This window comes from Mycoplana rhizolycopersici (assembly GCF_013378445.1).
In the GTDB taxonomy this organism is placed as follows: Bacteria; Pseudomonadota; Alphaproteobacteria; order Rhizobiales; family Rhizobiaceae; genus Mycoplana; species Mycoplana rhizolycopersici.
In genome coordinates this window covers 1-16,488 of the sequence record NZ_JABXYK010000033.1, presented here as the reverse complement: position 1 = coordinate 16,488, position 16,488 = coordinate 1, and the positions used below count along the sequence as shown (strand labels likewise).

At 60.1% G+C, this 16,488-nt stretch carries 11 protein-coding genes and 2 pseudogenes; 10 read left to right on the top strand and 3 right to left on the bottom strand.

Annotation, left to right across the window (positions count from 1 at the left end):
* Positions 1 to 180: 180 nt before the first annotated feature.
* Complete coding sequence (locus HV823_RS25965; protein ID WP_425487706.1) at positions 181 to 921, bottom strand: FadR/GntR family transcriptional regulator; 741 nt, start codon at positions 919 to 921, stop codon at positions 181 to 183.
* Between the two features lie 398 nt (positions 922 to 1,319).
* Here HV823_RS25965 and HV823_RS25960 point away from each other — a divergent pair, with 398 nt between their 5' ends.
* From HV823_RS25960 to HV823_RS25930, 7 genes are all read left to right on the top strand, one after another.
* Positions 1,320 to 2,303, top strand: coding sequence for a substrate-binding domain-containing protein (locus tag HV823_RS25960; RefSeq protein WP_176952565.1), 984 nt, complete (start codon positions 1,320 to 1,322; stop codon positions 2,301 to 2,303).
* Positions 2,304 to 2,398: 95 nt separating this feature from the next.
* Positions 2,399 to 3,955, top strand: coding sequence for a sugar ABC transporter ATP-binding protein (locus HV823_RS25955; protein ID WP_246302007.1), 1,557 nt, complete (start codon positions 2,399 to 2,401; stop codon positions 3,953 to 3,955).
* Positions 3,956 to 3,968: 13 nt separating this feature from the next.
* On the top strand, positions 3,969 to 4,970 hold the full coding sequence (locus HV823_RS25950; RefSeq protein WP_176952564.1) for an ABC transporter permease: 1,002 nt from the start codon (positions 3,969 to 3,971) through the stop codon (positions 4,968 to 4,970).
* A gap of 3 nt (positions 4,971 to 4,973) precedes the next feature.
* The gene (locus HV823_RS25945) at positions 4,974 to 5,876 is read left to right on the top strand and encodes an aldose epimerase family protein (RefSeq protein ID WP_176952563.1); all 903 of its coding nucleotides are present in this window, start codon (positions 4,974 to 4,976) and stop codon (positions 5,874 to 5,876) included.
* Between the two features lie 32 nt (positions 5,877 to 5,908).
* Entirely contained in the window at positions 5,909 to 7,537 is a 1,629-nt protein-coding gene (locus HV823_RS25940; protein ID WP_176952562.1) for a GMC family oxidoreductase, read from the top strand.
* A gap of 40 nt (positions 7,538 to 7,577) precedes the next feature.
* Complete coding sequence (dgoD, locus tag HV823_RS25935; RefSeq protein ID WP_281374147.1) at positions 7,578 to 8,753, top strand: galactonate dehydratase; 1,176 nt, start codon at positions 7,578 to 7,580, stop codon at positions 8,751 to 8,753.
* Between the two features lie 16 nt (positions 8,754 to 8,769).
* Positions 8,770 to 9,546 carry an SDR family oxidoreductase gene (locus tag HV823_RS25930; RefSeq protein ID WP_176952560.1) on the top strand — a complete coding sequence of 259 codons (777 nt, stop codon included), beginning with the start codon at positions 8,770 to 8,772 and terminating at the stop codon, positions 9,544 to 9,546.
* Positions 9,547 to 9,593: 47 nt separating this feature from the next.
* On the opposite strand, the pseudogene HV823_RS26945 reads toward HV823_RS25930, so the two are convergent.
* Positions 9,594 to 9,677: pseudogene (locus tag HV823_RS26945) on the bottom strand (IS6 family transposase); the annotation flags it as partial.
* Between the two features lie 903 nt (positions 9,678 to 10,580).
* Here HV823_RS26945 and HV823_RS25925 point away from each other — a divergent pair.
* Positions 10,581 to 11,334: pseudogene (locus HV823_RS25925) on the top strand (SDR family NAD(P)-dependent oxidoreductase).
* Between the two features lie 570 nt (positions 11,335 to 11,904).
* On the opposite strand, the gene HV823_RS25920 reads toward HV823_RS25925, so the two are convergent.
* Positions 11,905 to 13,971: a pre-peptidase C-terminal domain-containing protein gene (locus tag HV823_RS25920; protein WP_176952559.1), complete on the bottom strand. Its 2,067-nt coding sequence runs from the start codon at positions 13,969 to 13,971 to the stop codon at positions 11,905 to 11,907.
* Positions 13,972 to 14,259: 288 nt separating this feature from the next.
* Between HV823_RS25920 and HV823_RS25915 the strand changes: the two genes are divergently transcribed.
* Together HV823_RS25915 and HV823_RS25910 are read left to right on the top strand one after the other, a co-directional pair.
* Positions 14,260 to 15,405 carry a sensor histidine kinase gene (locus tag HV823_RS25915; RefSeq protein ID WP_246302006.1) on the top strand — a complete coding sequence of 382 codons (1,146 nt, stop codon included), beginning with the start codon at positions 14,260 to 14,262 and terminating at the stop codon, positions 15,403 to 15,405.
* Positions 15,402 to 16,169, top strand: coding sequence for a LytR/AlgR family response regulator transcription factor (locus tag HV823_RS25910; protein WP_176952558.1), 768 nt, complete (start codon positions 15,402 to 15,404; stop codon positions 16,167 to 16,169). The genes HV823_RS25915 and HV823_RS25910 overlap by 4 nt, the downstream gene beginning before the upstream one ends.
* Positions 16,170 to 16,488: the final 319 nt, after the last annotated feature.

The following is a 16,488-nucleotide window of genomic DNA, read 5'->3' as shown; positions in this document are numbered from 1 at the left end:
CGGCAGATCTCCGCGACCGTCACCCCTTCGTCACCCTGCTTCAGAATGAACGCCTTCTGCGCGTCCGAAAACTGCGATGCCTTCATCGTCTTCCGTTCCTTTCCCAGCCAGGAAAAATCACCGGAAATCTCTAACCAAAATCGGTCCAGTTTGAAGCGTTCAGATCACTCATGGAATGGTCTACGGGCGAGCGTCTCGCAATGCCTCGGCGATCTCGCTTCGGGCGACGCCGATCAATTGTTCCATTGCGTGGCGTGCGACGTTGGGCTGCCGCATCCTAATCGCTTCCAGTACATCCTGATGCTTCGATATCGCCTGTTCGTGGGACTGGCTTGCACGATTAGTCAGCCGGAAGCTGGCAAGCAGTGCCGCGCGGATGGCCGTGGCAAACTGCCGGTAGACCCAATTGCCGCTCGCGTTGATGATGGCGGTGTGGAAGTCCAGATCTGCGCGGCTCCATTCTTCGGTATCGCGCGCATTGGCCCCGACCATTTCCTCGAATGCTTTCGAAATCTGGAACAGTTGACGCGCCGTTGCATTGGCTGCTGCCTGAGCCGCTGCGGCCGGTTCCAGCAACTGGCGGGCTTCGATCAGCGATATGTAGAAATGTTCGTCAGCGCCAAACTTCAGCGTCGCATCAAGCACCAATGGGTCCAGATAATTCCAGTTCTCTCGTGGCAGTATTGTCGTTCCTGCCCTCGTGCGCGAACGGACGATGCCAAGGGCGGAGAGGTATTGCATGGCCTCTCGCAGCGTCGTGCGGCTGACGCCGAACTTGTCGGTCAGATCGGCTTCGTTCGGCAGGATTGAGCCTTCGGCCATCTCGCCGGACACGATCATATCGACAAGTTGCTGGAGGAGTCCTTCACGAACGCTTCGCTTGCCGCTGTCGGCGATGGGAAGGCCCTTGGCGGAAACCATTCCTGCCGTCCGCGCCACTGTCATCTTACTCTCCCTCAGACGGCAGTCTGCCGTGTCAGGTTGCCAGCATAGAATGCCGAATTATAGCATCAAGAGATCAATCTAGGAATAAATAATATTTATATCAAGCTCTTTTATTTCCAGTTTCCAAAAGGCGTTCTGGCGTAATTGCCGTGGAAGTAATTGATAAAAAGTGGAAATATTTGAAAATCGGGAATGCCCCTGCGCATCCTTCGTTTCGAAGGCGAAATTTTCAACTGCCTGTTGCCATAAAATAAATCGTATTTATATTGACAATGATATGATCAACGATATGCTAGGGGCGTTCCGTCGGAGGTGCGGGATCGCGACCATTTCGGGGCGCCCATCACAGGATAGATTTCATTTGGGAGGAGCGTATGAAGCTCATGAAAACCGCCGTTTTGACGGCGATGACGGTATTAGCCTTTGGTGCGGCCGCCGGGTCCGTTTCAGCGCAATACAAGGATCTGAAGGTCGGCGCGATCTATATGGATGCGCAGGGCTTCTATGCCGGAGTCCGCAAGGGCATTCAGGCCGGTGCGACCGATGCCGGGCGCAAGCTCGAGATCATCGAGACCAACGCGCAGGGCGATGTCAGCAAGGAATCGTCCTTCATCGACTCGCTGATCTCTGCCGGCGTACAGGCAATCATCGTTTCGCCGGTTTCGGCCGATGGTTCCTATCGCGCCATCCAGCGTGCCCATGACGCCGGCATTCCGGTCGTTTGCTACAATACCTGCCTCGGCGAAAAGGACATGAAGGAATTCGTCTCGGCCTACGCCGTCGGCGACCCCTTTGATTTCGGCTTCAAGCTGGGCAATGCCGCCGCCGAGTATTTCCTCGCCGAGAAGAAGGACGCGCCGAAGATCGGCGTTCTCAACTGCGAATTCGTCGAGGTCTGCGTCATCCGTCGCAAAGGTTTCGAGGAAGCTCTGAAGGCCAAGGTGCCGGGTGCGCAGATCGTCGCCAACCAGGAGGGGGCAACGCTCGACAAGGCGGTCTCCGTCGCCAGCACCATGCTCTCGTCCCATCCGGACCTTGACGCCTTCTTCGGTGAAGCCGGTGGCGCGACGCTGGGTGCTGCCCGCGCCGTAAAGAGCCAGGGCCGTGTCGGCAAGACGGTGGTCTTCGGTGGCGACATGACAACGGAAATCGCCCAGGAACTGGTTGATTTCACCGTCATCAAGGCTGTGGTGGATATCTCCGGTCAGGGACTCGGCAAGCTTGCCCTGGCGCAGGCGATCAAGTCGATCGACGGTCAGGCACCTGCCGACATCAAGGTACCCTACGAGATCGACCTCTACAACACGGCGGAATCCGGCAAGGCCTGGCTTGAAGCCCATTCCGACGGTATTCCGTGATCTCCCAAGCTGTCCTGCCGAAAGGCTGACATAACTGACCTGACCGACCGGATGGACTTCTCAGTCTGTCCGGCCGGGGGCACGCCAAGATCGCGATGGCGAACAACTCCGATACAGGCCTTCTCATGATGAACACCGCTGCCAGCCAGAGCCCTGAACGTACTATTATTGCGTCGATCGACGGCTGCACGAAGCGCTATCCTGGAGTGCTGGCGCTCGACAATGCCAGTTTCGACGTGGCGGCGGGCGAAGTCCGCGCACTTCTGGGAAAAAACGGCGCTGGTAAATCCACGCTGATCCGCATGCTGACGGGTGCGGAAGTGCCGGACACCGGCACGGTGCGCATCGGCGGCGAGGAACTGACGCAATCCGGTTCGGCGCGGGCGCAGGAAGCCTTCTCGAAGGGCGTTCGCGTCGTTTATCAGGAACTCTCCCTGGTGCCCGGCATGACGCTCGCTGAGAACCTTTTTCTTGGCCGCTGGCCGCGCAAGGCCGGCATTCTCAGCTATGCCGAGATGGAAACGCAGGCGCAAGAGGCAATGGCACGCCTTGGCCTAGACCTGCCGCCGTCCAGACTCGTTACCGGCCTGAGCCCCGCCGAGCGCCAGCTTCTGGAGATCGCCCGCGTGCTGCTCGGCAAGCCCAGGCTCGTTATTCTCGACGAGCCGACCAGTTCGCTTGCTGCGGCAGAAGCGGAGAAGGTGATGACCGCAGTCAAGCGCGTTGCCAGCGAAGGCATCGCAGTCATCTATGTCAGCCACCGGATGAACGAGATTCGGCGGATCTCGCAATCGGCAACCGTGATGCGCGACGGCCGGATCATCGACACGGTTGACGTGGCCGGCGCGGATACCCGCGAAATCGTCCGGCTGATGCTCGGCTCCGAAGCCGCGCAGGCGGCCAAGCTCGAAACAAAAACCCGCGAGAGCGTCGTGCTCGAAGTGGCGCAGCTGGCGCTGGCGCCGAAGCTCTCCTCTATCTCCTTCAAGCTGCGCCAGGGAGAGGTGCTTGGCATTGCCGGCCTGCTGGGTTCGGGCCGTACGGAACTGCTGCAGGCGATTATGGGTGTTACTTCATTCGATCGCGGCACGGTTTCCGTTGATGGAAAACCGGTCGGCCGGCCCAATTACAGGCGCATGCTTGACGCGGGCTTCGGCTATACGCCGGAAAGCCGCAAGGAAGAGGGTATCGTGCCGCTTCTAGGTGTCGACGAGAACACGGTCTCCACCAATTTTTTCACAGTGAGCTCCTACGGCGTCTTGTCGGCAAGGCGGATGGCGGACGCGACGCGCAGGGTTATCCAGCGACTGCACGTGAAGACGGCAGAGACCGATACGCCGATCGGCACATTGTCGGGCGGTAACCAGCAAAAGGTCGTCATCGGGCGCTGGGTCCATGCCAACAGCCGTATCCTCCTGCTCGATGAACCGACGCGCGGCGTCGATGTCGAGGCGAAGGCCCAAATCTACGCCATCATACGCCAACTCGCCGCCGAAGGCCGCAGCATCATCTTCGTCTCCAGCGAGATCGAGGAGCTGCCGCTCGTCTGCGACCGTGTCGTGGTCCTGCGCGAAGGCACATTGAAGGAAGAATTCACATCCCCCGATATCGATCAGGATGCTGTCATGGCCGCCTGCATCGTCGGTCACTGACGGAGAATACGCAATGTCCATGGAACAGGCAGCCAAGACGCCCGCTTCCGCCCAGCGCCGGCGCGGGGGCTTCACGCAGCACATGAACGAAATCAGCCTCTTCGTTGCGATCGCCGTGCTTTACATCGTCTTCACCGCGACGGCCGGCGGCTTCATGACGTTCAACAACCAGATCAACATCCTGCGCGATGCGGCAACCATCGGCATTGCCGCGTGGGCGGCGACGCTGATCATCATCTCCGGTGAAATCGACGTCAGCGTCGGCCCGATGGTGGCCTTCATTTCCGTGGCGCTCGCCTATCTGCTGCAATGGGGCGTGCCGACGCCGATCGCCTTCGTCTTCGCCATCGCGATCGGGGCCGCGCTCGCCTCCATTGCCGGCATCCTGCGCGCCTATTTCGATGTGCCGTCCTTCGTCGCTACGCTCGGCCTGTGGAGCGCGCTGCGCGGCACGGCTCTGTTCGTCACCGACGCGCTGCCCGTCTCGATCGGCCGCAATGACATCGTCGACATGCTTGACCGGCCGGTTTTGGGCGTTCCTCCGGCGGCCATCATCATGCTTGCGCTGTTTGCCGTCTTTGCTTTCGTCAGCCGCAAGACCGCTTTCGGGCGTTCAGTCTTTGCCATCGGCGGCAATCCGCATGCGGCGTTTCTCTCCGGCATCAATGTCTCTCGCATTCGCGTCGCCCTGTTTGCCATTGCCGGCGCCATGGCGGCCGTATCCGGCATCCTCCTTCTCTCGCGCCTCGGCTCCGGCAATGCGACGGCGGCAAGCGGCCTTGAATTCGACGTGATTGCCGCTGTCGTCGTCGGCGGCACGGCCCTTTCCGGCGGGCGCGGCTCTATGCTCGGAACATTGCTGGGTGTCCTGGTTATCACACTGATCGGCAACGGCCTTGTGCTTCTCGGCATCAATCCGTTCTTCCAGCAGGTGGTACGCGGCCTCATCATTGTCATCGCGGTTCTCGCCAATATCCAGGCGATCAAGCGCGGCGCGGCCCGCAACAAGGGGTAGGCCGTGACCATTGTCGATCTTAGCAGAAAAAGCCTTTCGGCTCGTATATCCACCAAGGGCGGCATCGTGCTCGGTTTCTGGTGGGAGCGACACCAAGGCCGGCTGCCGCTTCTGCGCCAAGCCCCAAGTGATGACGCAGACGCATTGGCTTCCGGCTGCTATCCTCTGGTGCCCTTCGGCAATCGTGTCCGGGACAACCGTTTCAGCTTTCGCGGACGCGACTATCATTTCCAGGCGAATACCGATTGGGACAGCCACTACCTGCACGGCGAAGGTTGGCAGGCCGACTGGGCCGTCGAGCAACAGACGGCCCGTTTGCTGGAGCTTTCGTTTCAAAACGCAGCGAACCGGATCACACCCTACAACTATGCCGCGACCCAGCGTTTCGTGCTGCAGGATGATGGCATCGAATTGACGCTGTCTGTCACCAACAAGGGGGAACGCGCGCTTCCCTTCGGGCTTGGTTGGCATCCCTATTTTCCGATGACGCCGGAGACAACCCTGCTCGCGCCTGCGCGGAAATACTGGACGGAGGTGGACGGCTGGCTGCCGGGCGAGGCAACGGAGATCCCGGCGGATGTCGATTTCAGCGATCGGCGCGGCCTGCCTTATCGCTGGGTTAACAACGGCTTTGAGGATTGGTGCGGCGAAGCGCAGATTGTCTGGCCGGAGCGCCAGGCGCAACTTTCGCTGACGGCCGATCCACTGTTTCGCCATGCTTTCGTCTTCGTGTCCGACACGGATTTCGATCCGGCTTTCCAACGGGATTATTTCTGTTTCGAACCGATGTCGCACCTGGCAGATGGCCACAACATGCGGGGACTCGGGGATTTAACAGTGCTTGAACCCGGGGAAACGCTCACGGGCAGCATCCACATGAAGCCGTCGGTCTGGACAGACCAGTAACACTTACCGCCAGCGCGGTTGGAGATTTGGACATGTCCCAAGGGACGACATACGACTATATCATCGTCGGCGGCGGCAGTTCGGCCTGCGTCGTCGCGGCGCGTCTCGTGCGCGATGGCAAGGCCCGCGTTCTGATGCTGGAGCGCGGCCCCCGCAAGGCCAATCCGATCCTGCATTTCCCGGCCGGCTACATGAAGTTTCTGGCGAAAGACACCTATCTGTCGATGCACCAGACAAAGCCACAGGACCAATTGAACGGGCGTGGCCCGATCGTGCCGCAGGGCAAGGTCCTGGGTGGCGGCAGCACGGTCAATGCCATGGTCTACATGCGCGGGCAGGCGGCCGATTATGATCGCTGGAACGAGGCGGTCACCGAGCCGGGTTCAAACAACGATGGGGCATGGTCGTACCGCGATATCCTGCCTTATTTTAAGGCGCAGGAAGACAATGATCATCTCGGCGGTGAATTCCATGGGGTTGGCGGGCCGCTGAAGATTTCGGATCTCGGCCATACCAGCCCAATGACGCGCACCTATGTCAAAACCCTGCAGGGCATGGGCATTCCCTATAATCCGGATTTCAACGGCGCCGAGCAGTTCGGCGTCGGCTTCATGCAGCATACGATCGACTGGCAGACCCGCCGCCGCTGCAGCGCTGTCGATGCGTTTCTCGCCCCCGTCATGAACGATCCGCTGCTGACGATCGAAGCCGAGGCGACTGTCACTCGGCTCGTGCTTGAAAATGGCAGGGCCGTCGGCGTCGATTACATGCAGAACGGCTCGAAAAAGACAGCCACTGCCGGCGTCGAAGTGATACTGGCCGCAGGTGCCTATCAGACGCCGAAAATCATGATGCTTGCCGGCATCGGCCCGGAAGAGGAACTTGCCCGCCACGGAATCAGGACCACCGTGGCACTAGCCGGAGTCGGCAAGAACCTGCAGGATCACTATGAGTGCCCCGTCGTCGCCACGACCAAGGGTTCGTTCGGCTATTATGGGGCCGATCGCGGCTGGCCGATGATCAAGGCAGGGCTGCAATATCTGCTATTCAAATCCGGTCCGGCGACCACGACGGGTGTCGAGACCTGCGCCTTCTACGACCCGGACGGCAACAATGCCGAGCCGACCATCCAGATGTTCTGCGTTCCGACCGTCTATCTCGATCGGGATGTGATGGGCACCGATCCCGGCGATGGCGTCACCATCAACTCGTTGCTTCTACGGCCCAAGGCCCGCGGCAGCGTCACGCTTGCCTCGACCGACCCCTTTGCCAACCCTATCGTCGACACCCAGATCTTCACGCATCCGGACGACCTGCGTCTGACAATCGCAAGCTTTCGCTTCGCCCGCACCGTTCTTGCCGCCTCGCCGATGCGCGAACTGATCGACAAAGAAATTTTCCCCGGTATCACCGTGACCAGTGACGAGGCGATCGCCGATCATTGCTGCCGCACCGTCAAGACCGGTTATCATCCCGTCGGCACCTGCAGGATGGGGCATGACCGGGATCCGGAAGCCGTTCTGACAGCGGACCTGAAAGTCCGCGGCGTCGATCGGCTGCGCGTCATCGATGCCTCGATCATGCCTACCATCGTGAGTGGCAACACCAATGCCGCGGTTCTCGGTGCCGCCGCAAAGGCCGCTGATCTCATACTTGCGTAGGCGGTCGTAATGTCCCGTCTTCGCTTCGTTTCAATCCAGTCTGCGCCCAGCAAGAAGGCATGACCCGATGAAAATTACCAAACTCACTACCCACATCGTGCCGCCACGCTGGTTGTTCCTGAAGATCGAGACGGATGAAGGTATCGTCGGCTGGGGCGAGCCGGTGGTCGAGGGGCGGGCGCTGACGGTGCAGGCCGCGGTTCACGAACTGGAAGATTACCTGATCGGCAAGGATCCCTTCCTGATCGAGGATCACTGGAATGTCATGTATCGCGGCGGTTTCTATCGCGGCGGCGCCGTGCATATGAGCGCCATTTCCGGCATCGACCAAGCGCTCTGGGACATCAAGGGCAAGGCGCTCGGTCAGCCGATCCATTCGCTGCTCGGCGGTCAGGTGCGCGACAAGATCAAGGTCTATTCCTGGATCGGAGGCGATCGTCCCGCCGACGTCGCCAACAATGCAAGGGATGTGGTGGCCCGCGGGTTCAAGGCGATCAAGCTCAACGGCTGCGAGGAAATGCAGATCGTCGATAGCTACGACAAGGTCGAAAAGGCCGTCCAGACCATCGCCGCCATCCGCGAGGCGGTCGGCCCCTACATTGGCATCGGCGTCGATTTCCACGGCCGCGTCCACAAGCCGATGGCCAAGGTACTGGCCAAGGAACTCGATCCCTACAAACTGATGTTCATCGAGGAGCCGGTTCTGTCGGAAAACAAGGAGGCACTGCGCGACATCGTCAATCACACTTCGACGCCGATCGCGCTGGGAGAACGGCTCTACTCGCGCTGGGATTACAAGCAAGTCCTGTCCGACGGCTTCGTCGATATCATCCAGCCGGATCTCTCCCATGCCGGCGGTATCACGGAATGCCGCAAGATCGCGGCCATGGCGGAGGCCTATGACGTGGCGCTCGCGCCCCACTGCCCACTGGGACCGATCGCCCTTGCCGCCTGTCTGCAGATCGACGCTGTCAGCTACAACGCCTTCATTCAGGAACAGAGCCTGGGCATACACTACAACAAGAGCAACGATATCCTCGACTACATCTCGAACAAGGACGTCTTCCAGTATGCCGACGGCTTTGTCAACATACCGCAAGGCCCCGGCCTCGGTATCGAGGTCGATGAAGCCTATGTCATTGAGCGCGCCAAGGAGGGGCATCGCTGGCGCAACCCGATCTGGCGCCATGAAGACGGCAGCTTTGCAGAGTGGTGAGACAGGAGATCAGAGCATGACGGATCGTCTTAAGGGCAAGCGGATCATGATCACCGGTGCTGCGCAAGGTATCGGCCTTGCGATCGCCAAGGCGTGCGCGGCAGAAGGCGCGCGCCTGTTTCTTATCGATACGGATGCGGATCGTCTCAGGAAGGAAACGTTAGCCCTGAATTCCACGAATGCCGTGGCCGGCTTCGCATGCGCAAGCATTACCGATGTTGCCGCGATCGAGGATACCGTCCAGCGTGCCGCTGCCGAGATCGGCCCGATCAACGCGCTGATCAACAATGCCGGTGTCAACGTTTTTTATGAGCCGCTCGAAACCAGCGATGCGGAATGGCAGCGCTGTTTCGACATCAACCTCAAGGGTGCCTGGAATTGTACCAAGGCCGTTCTGCCCGGGCTCATCGCGGCCGGCGGCGGCGTGGTGCTCAATATCGCGTCCACCCATGCGTTCACGATTATCCCGCATACCTTTCCGTATCCCCTTGCCAAGCACGCGCTGCTCGGCATGACCCGGTCGCTCGGTCTCGAATATGCGTATAAGGGCGTGCGTGTAAACGCGTTGGCGCCGGGCTACGTCTCCACGCAGAAGGTCATCGACTACTGGAACAGCTTTCCCGACCCGGTTGCGGCAAAAGCAGAGACGATGAAGCTGCATCCCGGCGGCCGCATTGCTTCACCGGAAGAGATTGCCCTTGCCGCCGTATTCATGATTTCCGACGAGTGTCCGTTCATGAATGCCACATGTCTGACCATCGACGGCGGCTTGAGTGTCCAGCAGCATGGCTAATGGATCGTGGATGCCACGAATCCCCTGACGTATGACCAAGATGCCATTCTGCGCAACTGCTTGGCGTAAACCGTGCCGAATTTGCAGCCCCATCGCCTGGTCGTTTCATATGACGCGACGATAACGCGATCCACAGGCATTTTCCTCGACGCGCCACAGGCTCAACCGGCACGTCAGCACCAAAAGCCAGTCCCGCTTATGCATGGGTGCGACCGAAGTCGAGCCGAAGGAGTTGTAGCTTCCCGACATCCCGAGCGCGCCAAGTCTGGAAGGATGACGGCGGCCCGCGCGAAACCGTTGGCGACGAAGGTGCGATGCGCGTCCGCGACCAGATCCCGGACGTCGTTGTCCCAGTGGTCCATCTCGACGATGCGCCAACGGCCGGCGAGGACCTTGGCGAAGGCGAGAACTCTGTCCACTAGCGGTCTCCACCCTCAGGGTGAGCGGCCTGCGTCTCTATAAGTGAGAGGTTCGACTCTCTGATCCCGGCCACCGACGGCTTCGAGGATGCCGAAACCTATAGCCTGCGTCAGGCGCTGCACGACGGTTAGCCAAGGCTACTCATGCCTCTCCGAAAAAGCGAGCCGATCGGGGGCTGCATCTACAATGCGTAGACTGGCAAATCGGATGATTCGCAAAAAAACAATCGCGCCCGACCGACTGATCGCCGATGTCCAACTGCGGTGTTCGACGCGCTCGTCCGGCCGTGGCGGTGTCTCAACCCCGACAAGCTACGGATGGCCGTCAGACGGACCATGACCTGCTCTACGCCGCCTGCCGGCGCGCCCGCTCCTCGATGTGCTTTCGGAAACACAGGGCGTGGCGTTCCCGCTCGGGCTAGAGCGTCTTCCCCTGACCGATCCCTCAAACTACTCGGCACGCCTCGCAGATGGCCGACCGCGTTCTGCAGGCCCGGCCACACGATGCTTTGAAGAAATAGGCAAGCCTCATCAAGGATCCGGCAACCGGAGAAAGGTTCCGCCTGTCATGACATCCCCGTCACGAACCACATCTCAGATAGAGGGAAGGCAGACATGAGCACAGAATCCATCATCACCGGCGGTAACCGCGGCCTTGGCCGCAACACTGCAATCAGCATCGCCCGGCATGGCGGCGACGTCATCCTGACCTACCGCAGCGGTGCTGGCGATGCGCAGGCGGTCGTCGCGGAGATCGAAGCCCTTGGGCGCAAGGCGGTGGCCGTTCAACTCGATGTCACCGATGTCGCCTCGTTCAGGGCGTTCGCCGAAATCTCCGGCATGTCCTGTCAACGGCCTCGGACCGCGACACCTTCGACCACCTGGTGAACAATACGGGCCAGGGCGAAATGGCGGGCTTTGCCGAGACAACCGAGGCCCAGTTCGATGCTCTCTTCAACACCCATGTCAAAGGCGTCTTTTTCTCACGCAGACCCTATTGCCGCTGTTGGCGGACGGTGGCCGCATCGTCAATTTTTCGTTAGGTCTTACCCGCGTGTCGGCAGCCGGCTTCTCCGCGTACTCTGCCGCCATGGGTGCCGTCGAGTTCCTTACCCTCTACATGGCTAAGGAACTCGCTGAACGCGGGATTACTGCGGATACGGTGGCGCCGGGAGCCATTGAAACCGACTTCCTCGGCGGCGCCGTTCGTGACATGCCGGATCTCAACAAGCAGTTCGCCGGCATGACTGCGCTCGGTCGCGTGGGCGTACCCGACGATATTGGGCCAATGGTCGCGAGCCTGCTCGGCCCCGACAATCGCTGGATCACTGCACAGCGCATCGAAGTCTCCGGCGGTCAGGTCATCTGATTGTCGATAATCAAGGGGTCACTGCGCGTCAGAGCGGTGGCCTCGGATGTGTTCCGCGCCGGGTGCTCTCGTCATGCCATGGTGAGACAACCGGGTCTTCAATTTCTATGAGGACATTGTTGCTAATTGCTGTCGCCGTGCACCAGCAGCTCGGCTCTGTCGACGCCAATGTTGATCGTATTCTCTCGCCGATCAGGATCAGGCGCGAGTACCAGAGGTCGGAAGCTATGGATCGACGCATCGACGATGTGGACCCGAAACTGTGGAGCCGATTACGGCCGACATCGAGCGCTGGAAAAAGCGCTTCATCGCCATGCGGTTTTTGATCGTGATGGTGGCCGAGGCGTTCGGAGCGACCTTCGCGACTTTCGGGAGTGGCTTGCCGTCAAGGTCGATCAAAGTCGTCCTCGGACGATGTCGGCGGCGGTGGTTGCCTTTTGGTGAAGGGCGGGTTTCACATACCTGCCTGATCAACCCCCAAACGCATCCACACATGCCCCACGGCACTCGCCGCCGCGACTTACGCGGCGACGACTAAAATTGCGTAGGCCCAGAACGGATCTCGCCCCGTCAGAGAATGAAATCTCCAGCCTTGAAGCTGACGAGGCTGTCGACGTGGAGGACGAAGTCAGCCTTCCCGTCGCCATTGACGTCGCCATAGACATAGGTGTCGGCCTTGGTCTTCTCGTAACGCAGTTCGCCGGCGGTCTTGGTGAACTTGTCGGTGCCGACGAATGAGAACGCCTGATCGCCCTTCTTTCCGGTGTTGGCGTCGATCCCAGAGAAGTCGATGTGATCCTTCTCCTTTCGCGAGAAATCGAAGATCGTGTCGGTCTTGCTCTTCGACTTCGAAAGCTCGGCCGTCGACTTGAACACGAAGGTGTCGGCTCCTTTCCCGCCATAGAGGTCGTCGGCGCCCTTGCCGCCGATCAGCAGATCCTTGCCGGCGCCGCCCTTCAGCACGTTGGCCTTGCTGTCCCCGGTCAGCTTGTCGGCAAAGCGCGAGCCGGTCAGATTCTCGATCGAGACATAGACGTCACCTTTCGCCTCGCCGCTGTTGCTCGAAGCCTTCGCGAGACTGGCGGTGACGCCTTTCGTGGCATCCTGGTACGAAGCCGTGTCTTTGCCGGCACCGCCGTCCAGCCTGTCGGCGCCCTTACCACCGATCAGGATATCGTTACCCGCACCGCCCTTGAGGTGGTCCTTGCCGCCATAGCCGTAGATCGTCGTGTTGGTGTAACCGCCGGTCAGGACATCCGCGCCCGACGTGCCCTTGAGGACCGGCTGATCCGAAACGGCTGACAGCACGAATTTTCCTGTCGTCGTCGAGTACTGGCCGGCCACATCGAGAAAGACCTTACCGCTACTGCTGGCCTTGAATTCAATAACTGCCTTGCTGTCGGCGGCGTAGGCGAGGCGATTGCCATTCGCGTCGCGAAGGCTCAGGAGAATTCCGTCTACGCCGGCACTCCCGGTGCCGCCGGCGGAAAACTGATAGGTGACACCAGCCTTGACGGAGAAGGCATACCAATCGCTGTCGCGCTCGACGTCGATCTGACCTGTGAGGCTCGTCCCGACCGGAAGGCTGCGATCGGTTCCGGAATTGTTTACGACCGTATCGAAGCCATTGTTCGACACGACGTAGTCTCCCGTATCCGAGCTGTCTGTGACCGAGACGAAGTAGGTGCCGCTGGTCTTTGCCGTGAAAGTGACCAGCCCGATTGGAGAGGAGTAGTTGGTTTCGCCCGCAATGACGTTCCCGTTGGCATCGCGCAGATGAATATCGCCATCTGGCAGCTTCGAGGCACCCGTGCCAGCGACCTTGAAGGCATAGCTGATTCCGGCCTTCAGCGTGACTTTGAACCAGTCGGCGTCGCCCCTCACATCGATACTGCTGGCGATTGTCTTGCCTTGCTCGAGAACTGCGGTAGTAGCCGTGTTGCGCACGATCGTATCGTTTCCAAGCCAGCTCAGCTTGTAGTTTCCGGTCTCGGACGTGTCGGTGATCTCTACGAAATAGGTGCCCGCTTGGCTGGCAGCGTACGAGATCGACGTGCTGCTATAGCTGTAGTTGGTGTTGGATACGATCTTGTTGCCGTTGGCATCACGCAAATGGATATCGGGGTCTGGCAGGGAGGCCGTCGTGCCGTCGCCGCTGACGAGGAAGCCATAGTCGAGCCCGGCCTTCATGGTAACCTTGAACCAGTCGGAATCGCCGGACACGTCGATGGCGCTGTTGACTGAGCCCCCCTGCGACAGCGTCGCGGTGGTCGCAATGTCGCGCCGTATCGTATCGTTCCCGATCCACGTCAGTACATAATTGCCGAGGTCCATGGTATCGGTGACACCCACATAGAAGGTACCGCCGGTGCTCGCGTGGTAACTCAGGCTCGTGCTGCTGTAGGAATAGTTTGTGGTTCCTGCGATTTTGGTGCCATTGGCATCATAGAGAAAGAGGTCGGGGTCGGGCAGAGAGCTGCCTGAGCCATCACCGGATAGACGGAACCCGTAGCTGAGACCCGCCGAAAACGTCGCACGATACCAATCGCTGTCGCCGGCAGTGGTCAGTGCATCCTTCCTGACCTGCCCCGTCGCGATGGTCGCCGTCGTTGAGGTATTTCCGGGAATTATTGACATCTAATAGAACTCCTTGAATCCTAACATAAAATACCGTTCGAGGGATAGTCGAAGCCTTTTGCACACGCAAGTCCGCGTATCGGCGCCGGGTTTTGGTGTCCGCTGTCACGTTGACGGCGGCCGGCGACGAATCTCGAAAGTTTCTGCTTCCGCCAGCAGACAGCACAGTCGCCACCGCAGATTGAGCGGAATTCTGCGAACAGCCTTCTGCAGACGACGAGCGTCTATCGACAGGATCGGCAAAAGCGGGGAATATCGCGAGGCATGCGGGGCGTTCCGGAGGGCAGGATGTCGAGCGTTGTCTCGTCGGACATTGTGGATGACATGGCCCGGAGTGTTGCGGAACGTACCAACGGGGACGGTGACGAACGAGCGGATCGCGCCGACGAGCGGCGGGCGACGATCCGCCTGGCGGTGGGCTATTGGGCCGCCGTTTTTATCTCTTCCAGCGTGCTCTGGGGAATAGCCGGAACGGACCCGATCGAATCTGCGCCCGGGAAAGTGGTCTGGCTCTCGATCGGCGCGCTTCTGTCTTTCCTGTTGACGAAACTGCTGTCGAAGACACTTCACCGAGCCCTCTGGCTGCAGGCGGCAGTTGCCTTTCTTCTGTCGCTGATTGCCGCGCCACTGTATGCGGTGGTCGACTATCTCATCTACGTGGCCTGCATGTATCCGCAGGAGGCGCCTTTCGACCAGGGCTCCTTCGCCTATGTGCTCATTTACGGGATGTCGCTTTTCTTTGGATGGTGCTGCCTTTTCCTCGCCCTGCGTTATAGCTTCGCTCTCCGCGAAGGCGAACGACGTATGGCGGCGTTACGCGAGCAGGCTCTTTCGGCGCAAATGCGCGCGCTTGCCTACCAGGTCAGTCCGCATTTTCTCTTCAACACGCTGAACTCGATGGCCGGCCTGATAGAGGAAGGGGCGAACGAAAGCGCTCGCTCAATGGTGATGCGCCTCTCAGCATTCCTGCGTCACACGCTGGCAATCGACCCTACGGACGATCTTGCACTGGAGGAGGAGATCGCGTTGCAGGCGGACTATCTCGCCGTGGAAAGCACGCGCTTCTCCGACCGGATGCATGTGGTCATGGAGGTGACGGACGACGTCAAGGCTACGCGTGTCCCCCCGCTGATCCTTCAGCCAATCCTCGAGAACGCCGTCAAACACGGGGTTGGCGCAACGCGCGGCATGGTCGAACTGGTCCTGAGCGCCAAGCGAAAGGGCGAAACGGTCGTGATCCGCGTGGAGAACGACGCGCCACGAACGGACATCGGCAAATTGCCGGACGGGATGGGTATCGGGCTCCGCAACGTCGCAGACCGCATTGCCGCCCGTTTCCCCGGCCAAGCAATCTTGGAAAGCGGCCATATCGCGCCCGGCCGCTTTGCAGTGACGTTGATATTGCCCCTGGAACTGCCGCCGGAGATGCGATGAGTGACATCACGGCGGTACTGGTCGATGACGAACCAATCGCGCAGCGGCGCATGTCGCGTCTGTTGGCCTCCATCGGTGACGTGCGCGTGCTGGCGGAGGCCGGCGACGTGTCCGACGCTGTCGAGAAGGTACGCCTGCATCGTCCCGATTTGCTGTTACTGGACGTCCGCATGCCCGGCGGAGACGGCTTCGACGTTCTTGCGGCGTTGAAAGGAACGTGCCCCGAGGTAATCTTCGTAACCGCATTCGGCGACTATGCGCTGCCGGCCTTCGCCGCCGCTGCGGTCGATTATGTCACGAAGCCCGTCGACGCGGTACGGCTGTCAACCGCAGTCGCCCGCGCACGCACTCGTATCGCCAGCCGCCTCGCTGCAGAGCGAATTTCAGATCTCGAGGCCGCCTTCGAAGCCCTTCAGCAAGCGATGAAGCGCGAACAGGACGGCGCTCCGCCCTTCTGGGTCCGCTCACGCGGGAGAATTCTGCGGATCACAGCCTCTAGCGTGACAAGAATCGAAGCGGAACGCGATTATTCGCGCCTTCACGCCGATGGGGAAGGCTACCTGCTCGACGAAACCCTTGCATCGCTCGAGCGCCGGCTTCCGTCGTCAGAGTTCATACGCGTTCACCGGAGCACAATTGTGCGCACTGCTGCAATCAAGGGATTTCGCAGGGGACGCTACGGTACTTGGACGGCTGACATCACGGATGGGGCGGAGGTGCGGATCGGCCGCCGATATATTTCCTGTCTCAAGCTTATCGAGTAACGAGCGCAACAACGCGTGCCGCTGCCACGGGATCGGCCGGCCCGTGGTTACCTTCAGCCAAGCGCCCCTTGCGCTTCTGAATGGAACACCCGACGGCACTGCACATGCCGCCGGGCAGTTGCATACCTCATGCACAGCCCACCCGCGCGAACGCGAGTTCTGCAATTTTAGGTGTATTTCCGTAAGTCTTCACTAGAGTCTGTCAGCGCTAAGCGGAATCGGTGGGGATTCCGTTTGCCTTTGATGTGTGATTCACTGTCATTGCTGGTGAGGAGGCCGGCAGTGATGGCGAGACCTCTATCTCTGGATTTGCGCATAC

What these genes read in the sequence shown, in the direction of transcription:
- HV823_RS25965 (WP_425487706.1), bottom strand. Translation starts at nt 921, where the DNA reads ATGGTTTCCGCCAAGGGCCTTCCCATCGCCGACAGCGGCAAGCGAAGC.
- HV823_RS25960 (WP_176952565.1), top strand. Translation starts at nt 1,320, where the DNA reads ATGAAGCTCATGAAAACCGCCGTTTTGACGGCGATGACGGTATTAGCC.
- HV823_RS25955 (WP_246302007.1), top strand. Translation starts at nt 2,399, where the DNA reads ATGGCGAACAACTCCGATACAGGCCTTCTCATGATGAACACCGCTGCC.
- HV823_RS25950 (WP_176952564.1), top strand. Translation starts at nt 3,969, where the DNA reads ATGTCCATGGAACAGGCAGCCAAGACGCCCGCTTCCGCCCAGCGCCGG.
- HV823_RS25940 (WP_176952562.1), top strand. Translation starts at nt 5,909, where the DNA reads ATGTCCCAAGGGACGACATACGACTATATCATCGTCGGCGGCGGCAGT.
- HV823_RS25930 (WP_176952560.1), top strand. Translation starts at nt 8,770, where the DNA reads ATGACGGATCGTCTTAAGGGCAAGCGGATCATGATCACCGGTGCTGCG.
- HV823_RS25920 (WP_176952559.1), bottom strand. Translation starts at nt 13,971, where the DNA reads ATGTCAATAATTCCCGGAAATACCTCAACGACGGCGACCATCGCGACG.
- HV823_RS25915 (WP_246302006.1), top strand. Translation starts at nt 14,260, where the DNA reads ATGTCGAGCGTTGTCTCGTCGGACATTGTGGATGACATGGCCCGGAGT.
- HV823_RS25910 (WP_176952558.1), top strand. Translation starts at nt 15,402, where the DNA reads ATGAGTGACATCACGGCGGTACTGGTCGATGACGAACCAATCGCGCAG.